Here is a 20,703-nt window from a genome sequence, read left to right as displayed (position 1 = left end):
TTCGAATCCGAGAAGGGGAAACCATGAACCACGAGAAGGCATCACTGTTGTACCGAGCCCGGCTGGCCCTGCAGGCATTTCTGTCCGACGCCGGCGATGACGACCGGGGAGATGTGCCTGGCTGGGTGATGATCACCTTGATGTCCGCGTTGCTGGTGGCCGGCTTGCTGGCTGTTGCCGGTCCGGCCTTGACCGACCTCTTCAACGAGGCCATCAGCCAGGTTTCCACGAACTGATCGTGCGTGCAGGCGAACGCGGATCGGCGGTGGCTGAATCCGTCATGGTGATGGCGCTGTTGTCCATTCTCTTCGCCGCGATCCTGCAGTTCTGCATCATCATCCATGTCCGCAACACGCTGATTGACGCGGCCAGCGCCGGTGCCCGGTACGGCGCGCTGGGGGACCAAGTGCCCGACGACGGTGCGGCCCGGACCCGAGACCTGTTGGCTGGTTCGATTCCCGGAGGCGAGGAGGCGGAGGTCTCGGCTCAGCTCGTGGGCGGAGACGGCACCACCCTGGTCCGGGTCACTGTTCATACGCAGATGCCGATGATCGGGTTCTTGGGTGGGCCGGTGGGGCTGGAGGCCGACGGTCATGCGTATCGATACTGAGAACGAGGATGGATCCGCGACGGTCGAGTTCGTGCTGTTGGCGACGCTCTTGCTCATCCCGGTGATCTACTTCCTCATGCTGACCAGCCAGATCCAGGCCGCCGCCTATGCCGCGGTGGCTGCCGCCGACCAAGCTGCCAAAGCGATGGTGACCGCGCCCCACGAAGCGTCGGCCGCGCAGCGCGCAGACGGGGTCGTAGCGCTCACCGTGGAGGACTACGGCCTGGATCCCGCCGTCGCTGAGTCCACGGTGAACTGCTCGGCGTCACCATGCCTCGAGCCGGGATCGTCGGTGACCGTCGAGGTGGCCATCCGCGTTCCGGTACCCCTGCTCCCCCAAGGACTGGGCTGGGACGCTGCGGCAGCGACGGTGACCAGCGCTTCCCAGCAACCGGTGCCGCGGTTTGGGTGAGGGTTCGGATGAGGGAGCTCGAATGAGGGACTCGGTGAACAACGATGAGGGCCAGACGACGGTGCTGGTTATCGGCCTGACGGTGGTCTGTCTGCTGATGGCCACCGTGATTCTGGCCGTGACCACAGTGAACATCGAAGCCCGCCAGCTGTTGTCTGCGGCTGACGGTGCCACGATGGCCGCGGCGGACAGCTTCACGGTGTCCAGCGAGGAGTCCTCCGGCGACGCCAACGCCCTCATCCTCGCCGACGAGCAAGCCGCAGAGGCTGCGTCGGGCTACCTAGCGGCTGCGGGTGCCGAGGGACGGTTCGATGACCTCAGGGTCGAATCGGTCGCCGTGACCGACGGCGGCCAGACGGTCGAGGTGGTCCTGACGGCCAGCGCCCATCCGCCGGTCGTCAACTGGATTGTCCCCGAGGGTGTCAGGGTCGTCGCCACCAGCTCCTCACGCACGGCTTTGACGCGTTAAGGTGCTCCGCATGAATGCCAGCGACTGCGCCTGCCGAGACGACCTGCAACGACTGCTCCGGTGGGAGGAGTCCGGGGGCACCTGGCGGGTGAAACACGTGCGCAGGAGCTCTCTCTCCGTGGCCTTGTTGACGTGCGACGGCGGAGAAGAGATGGACGTGATCACCTCCTCTGACCCGCGGCTCTTGGCCCATTGTCAGGAGCGTGACTGAGGAACGGTAGACGGATGGTCCACGCCTGAGCTGTTGACGATGACCAGGCTGAGGACAGTAATCTACGGGGAAATCCGCAAGAAGAAGGAACGAATCTAGGAACAACGCTGGTCGCTCACAGGGATCGCACCTCCCTGGGGCAGAGGGGACCGGACGATGGCCGAAGAGCGCAATCGCACCTTTTTGGGAGCCACTATCTCCCGCCGATCCATGCTGTCGACGCCGATGGTTCTCGGCGGGCTGGCCCTGGCCGGATGCTCACCGGACGAGCAGGGCGTGGTCCCCGAGGAAGGGTCCATCCTCGATCCCGAACGGACACCCGTACCACCGGCCAGTCTGCAGGACGACGAGGAGCTGCTGTTCTTCAGCGAGGATGAGTCCAGCACCCTGCGGGCGATGGTGGCCCGGATCATTCCCGGCGATGACGATGACCCGGGGGCCTTACAGGCCGGGGTGCCGACCTACATCGACCGAAAGCTGGACGGTTTCGAGACCTTCGCCGAGCCGACGTATACCGAGGGGCCGTTCGCGAGCGAATACGAGAACGGTCAGGAACCGGTCTCACAGGACGAGTCCTCCGTCGCGGTGCCGGCGGCAGAGATGTACCGGTACGGTTTCCAGTCGCAGATGCGTCCGCAGGAGCTGTACCGCTCCGGCCTGGCCGGTCTGGACCGTCTCGCCCAGACCCGATACGGCCGTCGCTTCGCCGAGCTGAGCGAACAACGCCAGGACGAACTGCTCATGGTTCTCGACGGAGTGCAGCAACGTGCCGAGGGCGGCGGCGGCGATACCAGCGGCGGCGGCACTGGTGGCGGCGGCGAGAGCGGTGGCGGATCCGGCCCGACGGACGCCGAGATGGACCAAGCGGAGGAGCTGTTCCGGGAAGCGGATCCGGGCGGGTTCTTCAGTACGGTACGGACGGACACGATCGAGGGAATGTTCGCCGACCCTGAGTACGGCGGCAACCGCAATCTCGTCGGTTGGGCCCTGATCGGCTGGCCTGGCGCGCAACGGTCCTACTCGCCACAGGAAATGCTGCACGGCACGGACAAACAACCGACCTCGATGAAGGGGTTGACACCCATGAATCCCGATCGAGCCGGACTGGGCGAGGACGCGATCGAACAACCGCAGCACGGCGTGCACAACCACTGAGGGAGGCTCATGAAGACGCACGATCCGGTCGACATCGTCACGATCGGCGGTGGAATGACGGCCTCCATCCTGGCCGCGCGCATCCTGCCCGACACCAGCCACCGGATGGTGTCCATCGAACAGGGCCCAGCACAGTGGACGTATCCGGACTTCGCGCACAATCACGACACACTGCGGTTCAGCAACCGGTACGCGATGATGCAGGATCTCTCCAAGGTCTCCTGGACGTGGCGGCCCAACAACACGGCGGCCAGTCTGCCCATGCGGCAGTACGGATCCTTCCACCCGGGGCAGGGCATCGGCGGCGCCATGGTGCATTGGACGGCGGTGCTGTGGCGGTTCAAGGACAGCGATTTCAACTACCGAACCCACCACGAGGAGCGGTACGGGGCGGACCGCATCCCCGAGGAGATGACGGTTCAGGACTGGCCGATCAACTATGCCGACCTGGAGCCGTTCTACGACGATTTTGAGTATGACATCGGTGCCTCAGGGCGGGCCGGAAACCTCAACGGGCGGATTCTGCCAGGCGGGAATCCTTTCGAGAATCCGCGCAGCCGGACCTACCCGAATCCGCCCCTGGAGTACACGGCCTTTGGTGAGCTGTTCGGTGAAGCGTCGGAGAGCATCGGACTGCATCCCTTCCCGACGCCGTCGGGCATCCTCTCCCGGGGGTACACCGACCCCTATGGCCATACTCGTGCCGGCTGCCTGTACTGCGGTTTCTGCACCCGTCACGGCTGCGAGGTCGGAGCCAAATCCAGCCCCATCACCACCTGGCTGCCTCCGGCTTTGGACACCGGCCGCTACGAGTTGCGGACCGAATCCGTGGTGCAGAGCATCGAAACCGCCGACGACGGCCGCGCCACTGGCGTGACCTACCTTGATTCCCGCGGTCAGGAACATTTCCAGCCGGCAGAGATCGTGGTGTGCTCAGCCTTCACCTTGGAGAATGTGCGGAACCTGTTGCTGGCGCGCAGCGATGCCCACCCCGACGGTATCGGCAACGATCGCGGTCAGGTGGGGCGCAATTACAGCTATCAGGTCCTGCATACGCCGGCGCAAGGTCTCTGGGAGAACCGAAAATTCCAGCTCTATATGGGCAACGGCTGCACCGCGCCTCGCCTGCACGACTTCTACGGAGACGATTTCGACCACACGGATCTGGACTTCATCGGCGGCGGCGACTTGTCCTGCGACGCCGGCCAGCGGGAGCCGGTGGGATCCATCCCCACCCTGTTGGAGCCTTTCGCAGATCGCCAGTGGGGAGCTGAGTGGAAAGCCATGCTGGGCCGCTCGTGGGACGGCATCGGCACCTTGGGATTCCAAGGCGAAAGTCCCGCCTACGCCGGGAACTTCTTGGATCTTGATCCGACGTTCAAGGACGCCTGGGGGCGCCCGCTGCTGCGACTCACCTTCGACTGGCGGGACAACGAACGCAACATGGTCCGGTACATCTCCGAGCAGGCGGGAAGGATCATGCGGGCGATGAATCCGGACCGGATGAATGTTGACACCGAGCTGGGTGATTACCGCATTGATGAATATCAGAGCACGCATCCGACCGGTGGAGCGATCATGGGCAGCAATCCGGGCAACAGCGTCACGAACAGCTACGGGCAAGTCTGGGACACCCCGAACGTCTTCGTCACGGGTGCTGCGCTGTTCCCGCAGAATCCGGGAGCCAATCCGACCGACACTGCCGGGGCCCTGGCCATCCGCACGGCCCAGGCCATCCGAGACCGGTACTTCACCGCGCCAGGAGAACTACTCGCCTAAGTATCCACCGTAGCGCTCACCGCAGAGAGGAAGGAGGGACCGGCCGTGCATGGACCTGCAACCCATGGGCCCGTACCCGGCGCCGCTGTGTCGATCGGTCGCCTCGTGGTGGTCGCTGGGCTGAGCGGACTGGTTTTGGGAAGCTGCGCGATGCCTGGATCGACGGAGGTCGCCGTCGTGGAGGTCACGGAGACCGGTTTCTCTCCGGCCACGCTCGTCGTCGCACCCGGTACCGAAGTGCGCTGGACCAACAGCGATTCCCGCGCGCACACCGTCACCAGTGGGGGACCGATGTTGCCCGAACAACAGCCCGTGCCACAGGGTGCCGAGACGTTCGATTCGGGACGCCTGCTGGAAGGCGAGACCTTCGCTCACGTCGTCGAGGTGGAGGGGGAGTACTACTACTGGTGCGAATACCACGGCGAGGAACAGATGGTGGGGACGATCCGGGTGGAGGATCCGTGAGCCGATTCAGAGAAGGACGCGCGGTGCTGGCACGGCTGGCCGCCGTGGCCGCTGTGGTCTCATTGGCGGCGCTCAGTGGTTGCGCCGTCGCCAACGAGGAACAGTCGGCCGTCAACCCCGCCGGCCCCAGCGCTCAGGCCATCGACGTGCACTGGCAGACCATGTTGTGGGTGGGCGGCGCCGTCTGGGTGATCGTGGTCGCCATGACCCTGGCCACCCTCATCCGGCGACGTCGGCGCGAGGGCAGCGGCGGTCGGGTCACCTTGTTCGTGGCCCTGGCCGGTGCGGTGATTCCGGGGGCGATCGTCGTCGGCATCATGGCGCAGTCCGTGTGGGTGTTGCAGGACATCAATCCCGACCAGGCCGCCGAGGACGGTCAGGACCAGGCCGCGACGACCGTCTCGGTCCGCGGGCACCAGTTCTGGTGGGAAGTGGAGTATCCAGAGCACGGGGTGATCACCGCGAACGAGATCCACATCCCCACGGACGAACCCGTGCAGGTGGAGCTGACCTCGGACGACGTCGTGCACAGCCTGTGGGTCCCCGAGCTCAGTGGCAAGACGGATCTGATCCCCGGCCGTACGAACACCATGACGCTGGAGGCGTCCCATCCGGGCACATACTGGGGGCAGTGCGCGGAGTACTGCGGCGCGCAGCACGCGCTGATGCGGTTCGTCGTCGTGGCCCATGAGCCGGCCGAATTCGAAGGATGGCTGGCCGCCCAGGCCGAACCCGCGAAGGAACCCCAGCAGCCCCCGGACCAGCCGACTGACCAGCCGACTGATCAGCCGACTGATCAGCCGACTGATCAGCAAGAGGATGAGCTCGTGGCCCAGGGGCGGGAGGTGTTCATGTCCTCGTCCTGCGTGTACTGCCACACCATCGCCGGCACGGAGGCCCAAGGCCGTGCCGCACCGGACCTGACGCACGTGGCCAGCCGTGAAACCCTGGCGGCCGGAACGCTGCCCAACACCCGAGGCGACCTGGCGGCGTGGATCGTGGACCCACAGGCGATCAAGCCTGGAAACGAGATGCCCGGTACCGATCTGGAAGGTCAGGAGCTGCAGGCCCTGCTGGCCTACCTGGAGAGCTTGGAGTAGTTCATGGCCCAGGACACGGCACTCAGCACGGCCGACTTCGACCGGATCTATGACAAGCCCCCGGGGTTGCGTGGGCTGTTCAGCAGTGTCCAGCACAAGGTCGTGGGCACGCGGTACATGGTGACGGCGTTCGCCTTCTTCCTCATCGGCGGCATCGAGGCCATGTTCATCCGCATGCAGTTGGCGAAGCCGAACAACGATTTCCTCAGTGCTGAGAGCTACAACGAGCTGTTCACCATGCACGGCACCACGATGATGTTCCTCTTCGCGGTGCCGTTCCTCGAAGGGCTCGCCACGTACCTGCTGCCCCTGCAGCTCGGTGCCCGGGAGATGCCGTTCCCCCGGTTCAACGTCTTCAACTACTGGTGCTACGTATTCGGCGGTCTGCTGCTCTACAGCAGCTTCCTGGTCGGCATGGTGCCGGACGCCGGTTGGTTCGCCTACGTGCCGCTCAGCGGACCGGAGTTCGCCGACAAGTCGATGGACATCTGGCTCTACGGCCTGACGATGGCCGAGATCGCCGGTGTCGGCGCCGCCATCGAGATCATCGTCTCCGTGCTCAAGACCCGCGCGCCAGGGATGTCTCTGGAGAAGATGCCGATCCTGGCCTGGACGATGCTCTCCGTGGCGGTGCTGATCCTGGTGGCGTTCATTCCGTTGATCGTGGCCTCGGTGCTGCTGGAGCTCGACCGCTCGGTGGGCACGGTGTTCTTCGACCAGACCGCCGGCGGGGATCCGTTGTTGTGGCAGCACCTGTTCTGGATCTTCGGGCATCCGGAGGTCTATGTCATGTTCCTGCCCGGAGCGGCCATCATCAGCCACGTCATCCCCGTGCATTCCAATCACCGGCTGGCCGCCTACCCCTTCGTGGTGGTGGCCGTCATCACCACCGCGATCATGAGCCTAGGTCTGTGGGTGCACCACATGTACGTCACCGGCCTGCCGCCGCTGACCCTCTCCTTCTTCACGGCCGCCAGTATGTCCATCACCATCGCCAGCGGCGTCCAGGTGTTCGCCTGGATCGCGACACTGTGGCAGGGCCGGCCGCGCTTCACCGTGCCAATGCTCTTCGCCATCGGCTTCATCATCACCTTCGTGGCCGGCGGCATCACCGGCGTCATGGTGGCCTCGGCGGCTTTCGACTCGCAGGTGCACGACACCTACTTCGTGGTGGCGCACTTCCACTACGTCCTCATCGGCGGACTGCTCTTCCCCGTCTTCGCCGCCCTGTATCACTGGTGGCCGAAGTTCACCGGACGCCTGGTCAACCGGACCGCCGGACTCACGGCGTTCTGGCTGATCTTCGGCGGCTTTCACATCACCTTCTTCCCCATGCACCTGACCGGTCTGTGGGGGATGCCGCGCCGTGTCTACACCTACGACCGGTATCTCGGGGTCGACGTGGTGAATCTGCTCTCGACCGTCGGCGCCTTCATTCTGGCCTCCGGTGTGCTGATCTCGACGCTGGCCCTGTTGTACGCCTGGCGTCGCGGGCCCAGGGCTCCGGCGGACCCCTGGGGAGCAGACACCCTGGAATGGGGCATCGACTCCCCGCCGCCGTCGTCGAACTGGCCCACGATCCCCATCGTCACCGACCGCCATCCGCTGTGGGATCTGGGAGGCCGTCCCACTCCCGCCCAGCATCAGATGGTCGCCGCCTTCGACCATCAGCCGGCCACGGCCCGTGTCACACCGCTGACCAGCGTTCTGACGGCCGCCCCCCAAGGCGCGATGCGGCTGGCCGAGCCGACGTTCTGGCCGATCCTGCCAGCTGCGGGGTTCGTGCTGATCGCCGTCGGGCTGTTGATCAGCGTCTATGCGGTCAGCATCATCGGCATTCTCGTGGTGATCGCCGGGCTCGTGGGCTGGTCCGGCGCGGTGGACCGGGACAACAACGAGGCTGACACCGCACCGATCGGCGGTCGCTACCCCTTCGAAGCTCGAGGCTCCCAGGCAATCGGCTGGTGGGGAGCCTGGGCCGCCACGGCAGCACTGGTGGTGGGGATCTCCACCATGGCCCTGAGCGCCTTCTTCCTCCAGGTCAACGCCGGCAGCTGGACCGACCAGACCCTGGGAGCGCCACTGCTCATGGCCGCCGTCGGGGTGGTGTCCGGGGTGGGATTCTTCGCTTGCCGCTGGGGTGCACGCCACTATCCGGATCAGGACCGGATTGCCACCGTCGCTCGCCGGCAACACCTGATGGCAGGGGGCCTGTCGGTTCTGGCCGCTGCGATCGTGCTCGTCCTTCTCCTGGCGATCTGGGCGAGCGCCGGCGTGGACCCCACCGCCCACGCCTACGGATCCTCGATCATGCTGCTGCTGGCGGCATTGGGATTAGCCGTGCTGTTCGCCGCCGGGGCCACGGTGGCGGCGCTGTTGTCCCGGGTGAGACACGCCAGAGATTCCCGGCCGGCCCTGTTGCTGCAGAACTCCTCTATTCTCTGGATCGCCGTGCTGCTCGGGTGGATCATCACCTGGGTGACCACCGACCTGCTGCCCGTGGTGGTGAGGTGAGATGACGACGACGACGCAGCAGGCCCCGACGCGGCTGGCGATTCTTGGATTGTTCGTTCCCCCGCTCGCCTGGCTGATCTCCCTCGGAATGTCCTGGATGGTCCAGGACTTCACCTGCACCGCGTCGATGACGGCCGGTGCACCTCCGCCGGAGACGGGACTGTGGATCACGCTGCTGGTCATGAACGCGGTGCTGTTGGCCCTCACCGTGTCCAGCGGGTTCGTCAGTGGACGGACGCTGCGCACCGGACGGAGCACGGGCGTGACACTGACGACCTTTCTCGGCACGACGGGGATCATCCTCGCCGTCGTGTTCGCCTTCGGCATCCTGCTCATCGGGATGACGCCGCTCGCCCTGGAGGTCTGCTGATGAACCGTCACGTTCTGCCCGGAAAGTCCCTGTGCCGACGCGCTGCGGCCGGAGTCGTCGCCGCCATGGCGCTCGTGGTGCTGTCCGCCTGCGGGGACAGCACAGAGACGGCGCCCGACGCCGGCCCGGTTCCGGAGGGTGACGCCGAGGCCGGACGCGCGGCGATCCTTCAACACGGCTGCGCCTCGTGCCACACCATTCCCGGCGTGGAGAGCGCGTCCGAGTCGATCGGCCCCGACCTGACCGGCTTCGACGAGAAGACCTACATCGCCGGCCAACTGCCCAACCGCCCCGAGGAGCTCATCCGATGGATACAGAACCCACAAGAGATCTCACCCGGCACGGCGATGCCGAACCTCGGCGTGACCGAGCAGGACGCCCGGGACATCGCCGCGTTCCTCTACGACCAATGAACCACCGGAACCACCGGCACCGGAACACCCTGGCAGCCGGCGTGATCGTCGCCGTGATCGCCGTTCCGCTGGCGCTGGTCATCGCCCCACCCGATGCCGTCCAAGGACAGGCCCAGCGGCTGATGTACCTGCACGTTCCCTCGGCCTGGAGCGCCTATCTGTGTTTCACCCTGGTGCTGCTGGCGAGTCTGTGGCACCTGATCCGCCGGACGGGCGCCTCCCGCCGGGTCGCGCGGGCCGCTGCCGAGATCGGGGTGGGGCTGACCGCGCTCACGCTGGCCACCGGCAGCCTGTGGGGCGCGCTGACGTGGGGAACCTGGTGGGCCTGGGATGCGCGGGTCATCAGCACGGTCGCGATGGGGCTGGTCTATGTGGTGTACCTGAGCGTGGAGGGCCTGACCCCGGGAGAGCAGGGGTCCAGGGTGCCCGCGGCGATCGGGGTGGCCGGGTTCCTCACCGTGCCGGTGGTGCACTTCTCCGTGCTGTGGTTCCGGACTCTGCACCAGCCGCCGACGATCCTGGCTCCCAGTGTGGACCCACCGATCGATCCGCTCATGCTGTTGGCGCTGGCGACGACGACGCTGGCCTTCACGCTGTTGACGGTCTGGGCCGTGGACACCCGGGCCACCGCGCTGGCACCTGAGCCCGACCGAGCTCCCGAACGCGAGCCGGCAGTCCGCGCAGAGGCGCTGCGATGAGCCAGGAGTTCTCCGCGCGCCGTGCCCGTCTGCTCCGCGTGGGCGTGCTCGCTGCGGCCTGTCTCGGACTGGTCGGCCTGGGGGTCGCAGCCGCCGACGACGGCATCTCCTACTACCGCACGCCCAGCGAGCTCGTGGGGACCGTGGAGCCGGGTGACGGGGTGCGCCTGGGCGGGATGGTGGTCCAGGGCTCCGTCGAGGAGGCGCGCACCGGTTCCTCGCTGGTGATGACCGACGGGGCGCTCGACGTCTCGGTGCGGTATCCGGGCCGGTTCCCGGACGTGGTCCGCGAGGGCCAGGGCGCCGTCGTCGATGGGACGGTCGGTCCCGACGGCACCATCAATGCCGAGTCCATCGTGCTGCGCCACTCCAATGAGTACCGAGCCCCATGAGCATGCTGGGCACCGTGCTGTTGTCCTGTGTGCTGGCCGCATCGCTGGCCGGCACACTGGCCTGGGGCGGGGCGGCCCGGGCATCGACCGGTCGTCAGCGCGCGCTTGAACGAATCGGCCGCTCGGGAGCCACTGCCGCCCTGGCCGGCACCGTACTGGCGGTCGCCATGGTCGTGACGGCCCTGGCGATCCATGACACCACGCTGAACTACGTCGCCAAGGTCGGTGGGGACCAAATGCCGGTCTACTACCGCATCACAGCCCTGTGGTCCGCTCTGGAGGGGTCGCTGCTGTTGTGGCTGCTGATCCTGACCGCCGTGACGGTGCTGGCGCTGCGGGGCCACTCGGCAGCGTCTCCTCAGGCCCGCGCCGTGGTGGGAGCCGTGCTCTGCGCGGCCGTGGCGTGCTTCGCCGTCGTGGCGTTGATGGCCTCACCGTTCACGGTGCCGGACGCCGAGATCGCCGCACGCCCCAGCCCGCTGCTGCAGGACCACGTGGCGATGGGGATCCATCCGCCGCTGCTCTATGGCGGCTTCCTCGGACTGGCCGTGCCCTATGCGCTGTCCATCAGTGGTCTGCTCACCGGAGGCCTGGACGCCGCGTGGGCCGACCGCGTCCGGCGCTGGACGCTGATGTCCTGGATTCTGTTGACCATCGGGATCGTCCTGGGCGCCTGGTGGTCCTACGCCGTGCTGGGGTGGGGTGGCTACTGGGCCTGGGATCCGGTGGAGAACGCCTCATTCCTGCCGTGGCTGACGGCCACCGCCCTGCTGCACACGGTGGCGCCGCGGGCCCGCGTGGGACGGTGGCGTGTGTGGGCCACCGGATTGGCCGGTGCGGGGTTCATCGTGGTGCTGCTGGCCACCTTCATCACCCGATCCGGCGTGGTCGAGAGCATTCACGCGTTCACCACCTCCACCCTGGGGCCAGCATTGTTGGTCATCCTGCTGACCGCCCTGGCGTGCTGGGCCGTGTGCATGCGCATCGGGCACGCTCGTCCGGGGCCGGCACCGACGCCAGAGCCTCCTGGTATCTCGCGGGCGGCTCTATTGCGCTTGAACCGCGTGTTGCTGGTACTCGTGATGCTCGTGGTGATCGTCGGCTCCCTGTTGCCCTCGGTCCTGGAGGCCGTCACGGGGGAGCGTCTCTCGGTCGGCCCACCGTGGTACCACCGCACCCTGGCGCCGATGGCCGTGGTCCTGCTGGTGGCCATGGCCCTCGGCCCGTGGATTCCGCTGCAGGGCCTCGACTGGAGCACTCTGGCGCGGCGCGTCCGGATCCCGGCGGTGGTCGGAGCCCTCGTGTTGGGTGGCGTGGCACTAGCCCTCGCCGACATCTGGCTGGCCGTGGCCTCGGGGATCGCCGCCTTCGCGCTGACCAGCCTGATCCTGGTCAGCCTGGGCCGTGGTCAGGGCACTGGTCAGGGCCGTGGTCAGCGCCGTGATCGCCTGGCCATCGGATCCTGGATCTCCCATACCGGCATGGCCGTGGCGGCCGTGGCGGTGCTGGGCGGCGGTCTGGGTTCGGTCAGCGAGGACAGCGTTCCGGTCGGCGGCACGGTGACCACCGGCACCACGACAGCGACCGTCCTCGGACTGGATGGCAGCGACGAGGGGCGCCGGACGGTGGCCACCGCGAGGGTGGCTCTCGGAGAGGGGGAGCGGTTCTTGGCCGTGGCCGAACCTCAACTGCGGTGGTATGAGGCCGAACGCACGATGCTGGCCGGTCCCGAGATCCTCACCGGCCCTCTCCGCGACGTCTACCTGACGCTGCTGGATGTGGACGAGGAGAACGGGGTGGCCACTCTCCGGCTGGCCGTCACGCCGCTGGTCGGGTGGATCTGGGCCTCTGCGGGGTTGATCGTCCTCGGTGCCGTCGTCGCCGGGTGGCCGCGGGGTGCGCGGAGGACTCCTGGGTCGATCGTCCGGTCGAGTGAATCCGAGACGGTGCCTGCCGAGGGGGTGCGCTGATGGAGCCACGGAGGCGTGCGCGTCTGAGGGCGTGTTTGGCGGTGTGCCTGGTGGTCTGTTTCGGATCGCTCGTCAGCGGCTGCCACGTCGAGACGGACGGGCCGCGGCCGGCCCCCGAACTGTCTGGAGAGGATCTGCAGGGTCACCAGCGGAGCTTGGCCGAGCTGACCGGGAACGTGGTCATCGTCAACGCCTGGGCCTCGTGGTGCGGGCCGTGCCGGGACGAGATGCCGGTGCTCGCCCAGGCCCGTCAACGGCTGGGCGATGAGGGACTGCACGTGCTCGGCCTCAACGTCCGAGACCGCCCGGACGCGGCCGCCGCGTTGGTGGAGGAGACCGGAGTGCAGTTCCCGAGCATTGTGGACGCGCAAGGCCGGATGGCCGTCGACTGGGGTGTGAGCGGGATGCCGCAGACGTTCGTCGTCGACCGGAGCGGCACCATCGTGGCCCATCGGTTCGGCGCGGTGGACGCCGCATGGATCGAGACGACGGTCGAACCGGTCGTTCGCGGGGACACCTCATGAAGCGGGCGCTGCGCTGGCTGGTGCCGGTCGTCGTCGGGCTGTTCGCCGTCATCGCGGTGATCTCGGCCCTGTCCCGGCCGCAGACCACCACGCCCGAGGAGGCTGCCCGCCAGATCTCGCAGAGTCTGCGGTGCCCGACCTGCGCGGGCGAGAGCATCGCTGATTCCTCGGCGCTGCTGTCGGACGCGATGCGGGACATCGTCCTGGAGCAGGTGCAACAGGGACGATCGGCGGATGAAGTGCGGTCCTGGTTCGCCGAGCGCTACGGCGACGAGGTGCTGCTCGAACCCCCGGGGAACGGGTACGGGTGGCTGCTGTGGGGGATCCCGCTGATCCTGGTGGCGCTCGCCGTGGTGTTCCTGGTCCATGATCGCCGGCCCCGCCACCGCCGATGGCTCGGACCGGCACTGGCTGTTGCCGTGGTGGGTGCCACCGCCGGTGTCTGGGTGCTGACCGTGCAGAACGAGCCGGCCGTCTCGGCCTCGGGCGTCGCTCGGGAACAGCCACGGCACGACGCCGGAGCAGCCGACACGATTGACACCATCGCTGTGCTGCGGGACGCGGTCGATCAGGCGCCAGGAGATCTGCAGCGCCGCCTCGCCCTCGCCGCGGCCCTGGAGGAATCGGGTGATCCGGCCGCAGCGGCGGACGAGTACGAGGCCGCGGTCCGTCTACAGCCGCTCAACCCGGACGTACGCTACCGCTACGCCTTCGCTTTGGTGCGCAGTGCTCAAGTCGACCGGGCCATCGACGTTCTGGAGGAGACCGTCTCCGTCGAGGACCGTCATGCGGCCAGCGTCCTGCTGCTCGGCGCCCTGCTCCGGGAGGACGAGCCTGAGCGTGCCGCCGAACTGCTGCAGCGCTACGAGGAGCTGAGACCCCACGATGCCGACGTTGAGCTTCCGGAGGTCGGCTCGTGAGAAAGCTGTGCCTGAGCATTGGTCTGTGCGTTGGCCTGATGGCCGGTCTGGTCGGCCTGACGGCCTGCAGTGCCACCGAACCGATCGACGCCGGCCAGCACGCCGGCCAGCACACCGGCCAGGCCGTCAGTGAGCTGCGGCTCGGCCTGACCGAGTGGAGTATCGAGACCGGCGGAGTCCGGCTCAGCCCGGGGACCGTCACCGTGCAGGTGACGAACACCGGCGGCACGCGCCACGACGTCGTGATTCAGGGTGAGGAGGGGACGTGGGCATCACCGGTGTTGGGTCCCGGACAACGGCATGACATGACGATCACGGCAGTGGCGGGAGAAGAACTGGAACTGGTGTGCACGCTCACCGGCCATGACGAGCAGGGGATGCACACCTGGATCGCCGTGGTGGAGGACTGATGAGCACCGCGGCGGTGGGGCGACGGCGGGCGGTTTCCGGTGCCGTGCTGGTGACGACCGTCGTCGCGGTGGCGATCGCGACGGCCGTGACCGGAGTCTTGCTGAACGGATCGGCCTCGCCCGGAGCCATGCTCGACCCTGGGGTGATGGTGCGCTGGGGCCTGCCGGTGACCTCCGTCCTCGTTCACCTCTCCGGGATGCTGACCCTGGGTGGCTTGATGCTGTGCGCGGTGGTCCTGCCCGGTGGCACCCCGGCCTGGCACCGCGCTTCGTCCTTCAGTGCGATGTCCGCCATCGCCTGGGCACTGTTCCAGGCGCTGCACCTGCCGCTGTCCCACGGCTCGATGATGGGGTCGCCCCTCGGCGGTCCCGGGTATCCCGGGCTGCTGGTGGAGTTCGTCAGCGGAATCGAACTGGGCACCCTGCTGGCCTGGGCAGTCGTGCTGACGGGGGTGACGGCCGTGCTGGCCGTGCTGGCGACGACGCCGGTGCGCGCCCGATGGGCCACGATCGCGGCCGGGGTGGCCATGATCCCCAGCGCCGGACTGGGTCACGCCGGCAGCGCCAGCAACCACGAGCTGGCCGTCTCCGCGATGTGGCTGCACCTGTTGAGCATCGGCTGGTGGGCCGGGGGTCTGATCGTGTTCGCCGTGGCCCTGGCCGGCACCACGGACGGTCTCTCGGTGGCGGCCGGCCGCTATTCGACGGTCGCCGGCTGGGCGGTCGCCATGGTCGTCTTCTCCGGAGCGGTCAACGCCTGGATCCGCGTCGCCAGCCCCCAAGAGCTGTTCTCCTCTCTCTGGGGACAACTGCTGGTGCTCAAAGTCCTGGCTTTCGCTCTCCTCGCAGTGGCCGGCTGGTGTCACCGGCGCGCCACAGTGCCGTTGCTGGGCCGCAGCTCAGGACGGCACCGCGGTCCGTTCTTCCGGCTGATCGTCGTCGAGACCCTCATCATGGCCGCGGTCGTGGGCGTCTCGGTGGCCCTGGGCTCCTCGGTTCCGCCGGTGCCGCAGGCCAGAGCCGTGGAGAACGCCGAACTGCTCAGTCTGCCGCCACCGTGGTTCAGCGGGATCATCACGCAATGGAGCGTGGATCCGCTCTTTCTGTTCCTGACCGGGGCCGGCGCCTGGGTCTACCTGTGCTGGGTGCTGCGACTCCGGCGGCGCGGAGATGACTGGCCCACCTCCAGGATCATCAGCTGGCTGGTGGGCATGCTGCTGATGGTCTGGGTCCTCAACGGCGGTCCCGGAGCGTACGGGATTGCGCAGTTCAGTGTGCACATGCTCCAGCACATGCTGTTGATCTCCGTGTTGCCGATCTTTCTCGTCATGGGCGCTCCCGTCTCGCTCGCCCTGCGGGCCCTGCCGCGGCGTCAGGACGGAACCGCCGGTCCGCGAGAACTGCTGCTGACGGTGCTGCACTCGCGGTGGGCCATGTTCCTGGCCCATCCCGCGGTGGCGGCGCTGAACGTCGTGTTCTCGATGGCGGTGGTGTACTTCACGCCGCTGTTCGGGCTGGCCCTGGACAACCACGTCGTGCACACGGCAATGATCGTGCACTTCACCATCGTCGGGTACCTGTTCGTCAACGCGGTCATCGGTACCGACCCGGGCCCCCGGCGTCCGCCCTATCCGGTGCGATTGGTGCTCCTACTGCCGTCAATGGTGTTCCACACGTTCTTCGGACTGTTCCTGATCAGCGCCACGACCCTGCTGGCGGCTGACTACTTCACCAGCACGGGACTGCCGTGGGTGGACCCGCTGGCGGACCAGCAGCTGGCCGGGGCGGTCGCCTGGGCGATCGGCGAGATTCCGGCCGTCAGCCTGGCCATGATCGTGGCCGCCCGCTGGGCCGGCCAGGAAGAGCGGGCCCAGCGCAGGCACCAGCAGCGTTCCGAATCCGGGGAACAACTCAGTCCGCTGTAGGCTGGACTGCACCATGGCTGAGACTGACTACACCGCTGAAATCAAGGAGCTCCGCTCCACCCTGTCCAACATCGAACAGGTGTCGGACATGGACAAGGTCAGGGCGGACATCGCCGAACTGAGTGAACAGGCGGGTGCGCCGGACCTCTGGGACGATCCGGTAGCGGCCCAGAAGGTCACCTCGAAGCTCTCCCACCGCCAGACCGAGCTGGAACGCATCAACCGGCTCGAAGAGCGGATCGATGACATGGAGGTGATGGTCCAGCTCGCCGCCGAGGAGGATGACGACGCCGCCCGCGAGGACGTCGCCCACGAACTCGAGGCCCTCCGCAAGGCGATGTCCGAGCTCGAAGTCGTCACCCTGCTCTCCGGTGAGTATGACGAGCGCGACGCCGTGATCACCATCCGCGCCGGCGCGGGCGGAGTGGACGCCGCCGACTTCGCCGAGATCCTGATGCGGATGTACCTGCGCTGGGCCGAGCAGCGCGGCTGGGAGACCAAGGTCATGGACACCGCCTACGCCGAAGAGGCCGGGCTGAAGTCCGCGACCTTCGAGGTCAAGGCCCCCTACGCCTTCGGCACGCTCTCCGTGGAGGCCGGCACGCACCGGCTGGTGCGCATCAGCCCCTTCGACAACCAGGGCCGTCGGCAGACCTCCTTCGCCGCCGTCGAGGTCATTCCGCTGATCGAGTCCGACGACTCGATCGAGATCCCGGAGTCCGAACTGAAGGTGGACGTCTTCCGCTCCTCGGGGCCCGGTGGCCAGTCGGTCAACACCACCGACTCCGCCGTGCGCATGACCCACCTTCCCACGGGGATCGTGGTCTCGATGCAGAACGAGAAGTCCCAGATCCAGAACCGGGCCGCCGCGCTGCGGGTGATGCAGTCCCGGCTGTTGCTGGTGCGCAAGGCCGAAGAGGACGCGAAGAAGAAGGAGATGGCCGGGGACGTCAAGGCCTCGTGGGGCGATCAGATGCGCTCCTACGTGTTGAATCCGTACCAGATGGTCAAGGATCTGCGGACCAACCACGAGGAAGGCAACCCCGCCGCCGTGTTCGACGGACACATCGACGGTTTCATCGACGCCGGCATCCGCTGGCGTGCCGGCGCCCGCGAGTGAAGGAACTCCATGGACGACACCCTGCCCCCGGTCACTGAGCGGATCGTCACCGCAGAACGCGTCATCAACGCACCGGCTGACGTCCTCTTCGAGCTGATCGCCGACCCCGCCCGGCAACCGGAATGGGACGGCAATGACAACCTGGCCGAGGCAGCCCCCGGACAGCGGGTCACCGCCGTCGGGGACGTGTTCACCATGGCCCTGACCAAGGACGGCGCCGTGCGCGAGAACCACGTGGTGGAGTTCGAGGAGGGTCGGCGCATCGCCTGGCAGCCCGCCACCGCAGGCGAAGAGCCCGCCGGCCACCGCTGGCGCTGGGAACTCGAGCCCACCGGGGAGGGCCGCACCCTGGTGCGCCAGACCTATGACTGGACGAAACTGACCGATGAGGCTCGCTTTCGCCGTGCACTGGTCACGACCGAAGAGAAGCTGATGGCCTCGATGGATCAGCTGGCGTTCTTGGCCGAGTCCGGACAGTAGATCACCGTGCCCCGTGACCCAGAGCGGCGCCTGCGTGACCTGCTGGCGGAATTGGAGTCGGACGACGCCATCCTGGACGAGACGGTCGCTGAGTTGCGCGCCACCATCCCGGGATACGAGGACATCCCCGCTGACTCGGTGCGCGCCTCTGCCCGCCGGAATCGGTCACTGAGCGTCCGCACCATCCTCAACGGCTGGGCACCGGGTCCCGAGGAGATCGATGAGCCGCGTGCGCTGATGGAAGAGCGGATGCGTCAGGGAATCTCCATCGCCAGCGTGTTGGCCGGCTTCCGCCTGTCCATGTCCGTCATTCTGCGCCGCCTGCTGGACCTCGCCCCACGCCATGACATCCCGCCGGAACGGGCGTTGGACTTCAGCAACCTGCTCTGGGCCCTCGGGGACGCCTTCACTACTCGGGCCGTCGTCGTGCACCGGGACCACTCCATCGCTCAGGCCGTGGCCGATTCCGCTCGGCGCACTCACTGGATCCGGGACGCCGTCATCGGCGGTCTCGACCGCACGGCTCTGCTGGCCGGAGCCGGTACCTATGACCTTCCGCTGGATCGTCCCGTCCGGGTGGTGCGCGCGAGTGTCTCCGGCGCGGCCTCCGACCCGGTCGCTCTGCTGGAGAGCTGGGCGCTGGGCACCGGCGCGCGGGTGCTGGCCGCGCCGCGTGGTGAGGGAGCCGTCGGAATCCTGATGGACGACGTCGGCCCCGCCAGCCCGGTGGCCGGGCTCACCATCGCCGTGGGACCGTTGCGCCCGCTGACCGAGATCTCCGAGTCCTTCGCGGGGGCCAATCGCGTGCTGGAAGCCGCCCACCGGGTGGGTTGGGACGGGGTGGTCGATGCCGAGCGATTGTCCTGGCGGATGGGCGTCTACGCCAGCGACGAGACCACGCAGTTGCTCATGGACCGGCACGTGGCTCCCGTGCTGGCCGAGGGCCCGTTCGGCGAGCTGGTCCTGGAAGCCCTCGGTGCCTACTTGGACCACGGTCTGAATATGCCGCAGGCGGCCGCCTCGATCCCCGTGCACGTTAACACTCTGCGGTACCGCCTCAAACGCTACGCCGAATTGACCGGTGGCAACGTGCATGCTCTGGAGACGCTGATCGAGGCTTCGTGGGCCTTGGCCGCCCACCGGGGTTCGTCGCCAGCTACAAAACCTGCGTCCGGAACTTGAACCTGCGAACGTAGCCGGGATCACCTCCCAGCGGTCATTCTGGTGGATGTCGCTCCGTCGGCAACGTGATGCAGATCACTCTCCGGCGGGCTGTTGCCACCACTCTGAGGGGTACCTCCCATGCTTCTGGGGATCGCCGGGATCATCCTGTCCCTGGCCCTGCTCATCACGCTGGCGTATCGCGGGATGCCCGTGGTGATCGCGGCGCCGATCGCCTCCGCCGTCGCGCTGCTGTTCTCCGGTGCCCCGCTCCTGGCCTCGTACACCGAGATCTTCATGCCCGCCCTGGCCGGCTTCGTCGGAAGCTACTTTCCCGTGTTCCTGCTGGGGGCGATCTTCGGCCTGCTGATGACCACCACCGGCTATGCCGAATCCATCGCCCGCACGGTGACCCGGTGGATCGGAGCACGCAATGCCTTGGCCGCCACCGTGCTGACCTCGGCTCTGATGACCTACGGCGGCATCAGTCTGTTCGTGGTTGCCTTCGTGATGTTCCCGCTCGCCCGCGAACTCTTCCGTGCCGCCGACATCCCCCAGAGGCTGATTCCGGGCACCATCGCGCTGGGCATCTTCACCTTCACCATGACCGCCCTGCCGGGCACGCCCCAGGTGCAGAACATCATTCCTGGCCAGTTTTTCGGGACCGGCACGTTCGCCGCCCCGGGGCTTGGCCTGCTCGGTGGTCTGATGATCCTCGGCGGTGGGCTGGTCTGGCTCGAGTACCGCCGCAAGTCCCTGATGGGTCAGGGAGAGCACTTCGGCGATACTCCGGATACTGCGGATACTGCGGATACCTCGGGTGCCCCGGACACTCGTCGACGCGGCGAGGGACCCGGCGCCGCGCCTGCCACCACGGAGAGCCCCGCCGTTGCGCTGAGGCAGCTCCATCCCGTGGTCCCCTTCCTGCCGTTGCTGGCCGTGGTGCTGGTCAACTTCACCTGCACCCTGTTCGTGTTTCCGGCACTGGACTGGGGGTACCTGCAGGAGGAGAAGTACGGTGGAGTGGAGTTGTCCACCCGGGCCGGCATCTGGGCCGTGATCGTGGCCCTCGTGGTGGCCATCCTGCTCATCATGGCCCTGAACGCGCGCCGCTTCGGCGATCTCAAGAACGGCTTCACCGAGGGGGTGAAAGGCTCCATGCTCCCCATCTTCTCGACGGCCTCCGAGGTCGGCTATGGGGCCGTGGTGGCGTCGGTGGCCGCCTTCGCCGTGGTGCGCGACGCCGTCTTCACCATGGGTGGCAATGCACTCGTCACCTCGGTGGTGTCCACCTCGATCACCGCCGCCATCACCGGTTCCTCCTCCGGCGGCATGACCATCGCGCTCAACGCCTTCGGCAGCGACCTCAACGTCATGGCGGTGGAGCAGGGTGTCAGCGCCGAGGCCATGCACCGGCTGACGGCCATGGCGGCCGGAGGCCTGGACACCCTGCCGCACTCCGGCGCCGTCGTGACCCTGCTGTTGGTCTGCGGCATGAGCCACCGGCAGTCGTACAAGGACATCGCCATGGTGACCCTCGCCATCCCGGTGGTGACCGTGGCGCTGTTGCTCGGCGTCGTGGCCCTGTTCGGCGCCTTCTGACCG

23 protein-coding genes are annotated in these 20,703 nt (G+C 67.4%); all 23 read left to right on the top strand.

What is annotated here, in order from left to right; translation table 11 throughout:
• The first annotated feature begins 23 nt into the window (after window positions 1-23).
• The 23 genes from ACFQQD_RS10940 to ACFQQD_RS10830 all read left to right on the top strand — a co-directional run bounded on the left by ACFQQD_RS10940 (window position 24) and on the right by ACFQQD_RS10830 (window position 20,700).
• Entirely contained in the window at window positions 24-236 is a 213-nt protein-coding gene (locus ACFQQD_RS10940; protein ID WP_378089196.1) for a hypothetical protein, read from the top strand.
• Between the two features lie 29 nt (window positions 237-265).
• A complete protein-coding gene (locus tag ACFQQD_RS10935; protein ID WP_378089194.1) occupies window positions 266-610 on the top strand; it encodes a TadE family protein in 345 nt (114 codons plus the stop codon).
• Entirely contained in the window at window positions 594-1,022 is a 429-nt protein-coding gene (locus ACFQQD_RS10930; RefSeq protein ID WP_378089192.1) for a hypothetical protein, read from the top strand. The genes ACFQQD_RS10935 and ACFQQD_RS10930 overlap by 17 nt, the downstream gene beginning before the upstream one ends.
• A gap of 22 nt (window positions 1,023-1,044) precedes the next feature.
• Window positions 1,045-1,491: a pilus assembly protein TadG-related protein gene (locus tag ACFQQD_RS10925; RefSeq protein ID WP_378089190.1), complete on the top strand. Its 447-nt coding sequence runs from the start codon at window positions 1,045-1,047 to the stop codon at window positions 1,489-1,491.
• A 10-nt stretch (window positions 1,492-1,501) separates the two neighbouring features.
• Window positions 1,502-1,702, top strand: coding sequence for a hypothetical protein (locus ACFQQD_RS10920; protein ID WP_378089187.1), 201 nt, complete (start codon window positions 1,502-1,504; stop codon window positions 1,700-1,702).
• Window positions 1,703-1,858: 156 nt separating this feature from the next.
• Window positions 1,859-2,857, top strand: coding sequence for a gluconate 2-dehydrogenase subunit 3 family protein (locus ACFQQD_RS10915; RefSeq protein WP_378089185.1), 999 nt, complete (start codon window positions 1,859-1,861; stop codon window positions 2,855-2,857).
• A gap of 9 nt (window positions 2,858-2,866) precedes the next feature.
• Window positions 2,867-4,636 (top strand): GMC family oxidoreductase, encoded by a 1,770-nt coding sequence (locus ACFQQD_RS10910; RefSeq protein ID WP_378089183.1) that lies wholly within the window; start codon window positions 2,867-2,869, stop codon window positions 4,634-4,636.
• A gap of 150 nt (window positions 4,637-4,786) precedes the next feature.
• Window positions 4,787-5,101 (top strand): plastocyanin/azurin family copper-binding protein, encoded by a 315-nt coding sequence (locus ACFQQD_RS10905; RefSeq protein ID WP_378089181.1) that lies wholly within the window; start codon window positions 4,787-4,789, stop codon window positions 5,099-5,101.
• Complete coding sequence (coxB, locus tag ACFQQD_RS10900) at window positions 5,098-6,201, top strand: cytochrome c oxidase subunit II (RefSeq protein WP_378089179.1); 1,104 nt, start codon at window positions 5,098-5,100, stop codon at window positions 6,199-6,201. The genes ACFQQD_RS10905 and coxB overlap by 4 nt, the downstream gene beginning before the upstream one ends.
• A 3-nt stretch (window positions 6,202-6,204) precedes the next feature.
• Window positions 6,205-8,715: a cytochrome c oxidase subunit I gene (gene ctaD / locus ACFQQD_RS10895; protein WP_378089177.1), complete on the top strand. Its 2,511-nt coding sequence runs from the start codon at window positions 6,205-6,207 to the stop codon at window positions 8,713-8,715.
• 1 nt (window position 8,716) lies between these two features.
• Window positions 8,717-9,085, top strand: a complete 369-nt coding sequence (locus ACFQQD_RS10890; RefSeq protein ID WP_378089174.1) for a hypothetical protein — start codon at window positions 8,717-8,719, stop codon at window positions 9,083-9,085.
• Window positions 9,085-9,498, top strand: a complete 414-nt coding sequence (locus ACFQQD_RS10885) for a c-type cytochrome (RefSeq protein ID WP_378089172.1) — start codon at window positions 9,085-9,087, stop codon at window positions 9,496-9,498. The genes ACFQQD_RS10890 and ACFQQD_RS10885 overlap by 1 nt, the downstream gene beginning before the upstream one ends.
• Window positions 9,495-10,196 carry a cytochrome c biogenesis protein CcsA gene (ccsA, locus tag ACFQQD_RS10880; RefSeq protein WP_378089170.1) on the top strand — a complete coding sequence of 234 codons (702 nt, stop codon included), beginning with the start codon at window positions 9,495-9,497 and terminating at the stop codon, window positions 10,194-10,196. The genes ACFQQD_RS10885 and ccsA overlap by 4 nt, the downstream gene beginning before the upstream one ends.
• Entirely contained in the window at window positions 10,193-10,588 is a 396-nt protein-coding gene (locus tag ACFQQD_RS10875; RefSeq protein WP_378089168.1) for a cytochrome c maturation protein CcmE, read from the top strand. Before ccsA ends, ACFQQD_RS10875 begins: the two co-directional genes overlap by 4 nt.
• Window positions 10,585-12,558 carry a cytochrome c-type biogenesis CcmF C-terminal domain-containing protein gene (locus tag ACFQQD_RS10870; RefSeq protein ID WP_378089166.1) on the top strand — a complete coding sequence of 658 codons (1,974 nt, stop codon included), beginning with the start codon at window positions 10,585-10,587 and terminating at the stop codon, window positions 12,556-12,558. Before ACFQQD_RS10875 ends, ACFQQD_RS10870 begins: the two co-directional genes overlap by 4 nt.
• Window positions 12,558-13,082, top strand: a complete 525-nt coding sequence (locus ACFQQD_RS10865) for a TlpA family protein disulfide reductase (RefSeq protein ID WP_378089164.1) — start codon at window positions 12,558-12,560, stop codon at window positions 13,080-13,082. The genes ACFQQD_RS10870 and ACFQQD_RS10865 overlap by 1 nt, the downstream gene beginning before the upstream one ends.
• Entirely contained in the window at window positions 13,034-14,002 is a 969-nt protein-coding gene (locus tag ACFQQD_RS10860) for a cytochrome c-type biogenesis protein CcmH (RefSeq protein WP_378089162.1), read from the top strand. The genes ACFQQD_RS10865 and ACFQQD_RS10860 overlap by 49 nt, the downstream gene beginning before the upstream one ends.
• Window positions 13,999-14,412, top strand: a complete 414-nt coding sequence (locus ACFQQD_RS10855; protein WP_378089160.1) for a hypothetical protein — start codon at window positions 13,999-14,001, stop codon at window positions 14,410-14,412. The genes ACFQQD_RS10860 and ACFQQD_RS10855 overlap by 4 nt, the downstream gene beginning before the upstream one ends.
• The gene (locus ACFQQD_RS10850) at window positions 14,412-16,337 is read left to right on the top strand and encodes a cytochrome c oxidase assembly protein (RefSeq protein ID WP_378089158.1); all 1,926 of its coding nucleotides are present in this window, start codon (window positions 14,412-14,414) and stop codon (window positions 16,335-16,337) included. The genes ACFQQD_RS10855 and ACFQQD_RS10850 overlap by 1 nt, the downstream gene beginning before the upstream one ends.
• Before the next feature lie 13 nt (window positions 16,338-16,350).
• The gene (gene prfB, locus ACFQQD_RS10845) at window positions 16,351-17,457 is read left to right on the top strand and encodes a peptide chain release factor 2 (RefSeq protein WP_378089156.1); all 1,107 of its coding nucleotides are present in this window, start codon (window positions 16,351-16,353) and stop codon (window positions 17,455-17,457) included.
• 9 nt (window positions 17,458-17,466) lie between these two features.
• On the top strand, window positions 17,467-17,937 hold the full coding sequence (locus ACFQQD_RS10840) for an SRPBCC family protein (protein WP_378089154.1): 471 nt from the start codon (window positions 17,467-17,469) through the stop codon (window positions 17,935-17,937).
• 6 nt (window positions 17,938-17,943) lie between these two features.
• The gene (locus tag ACFQQD_RS10835) at window positions 17,944-19,119 is read left to right on the top strand and encodes a PucR family transcriptional regulator (RefSeq protein WP_378089152.1); all 1,176 of its coding nucleotides are present in this window, start codon (window positions 17,944-17,946) and stop codon (window positions 19,117-19,119) included.
• Between the two features lie 120 nt (window positions 19,120-19,239).
• On the top strand, window positions 19,240-20,700 hold the full coding sequence (locus tag ACFQQD_RS10830; protein WP_378089149.1) for a GntP family permease: 1,461 nt from the start codon (window positions 19,240-19,242) through the stop codon (window positions 20,698-20,700).
• Window positions 20,701-20,703 lie beyond the last annotated feature (3 nt).

It is taken from the genome of Citricoccus sp. GCM10030269 (assembly GCF_042665635.1).
GTDB lineage: Bacteria > Actinomycetota > Actinomycetes > Actinomycetales > Micrococcaceae > Citricoccus.
The sequence above is the reverse complement of the archived record's forward strand: the minus strand, read 5'-3'. Positions and strand labels throughout refer to the sequence as shown.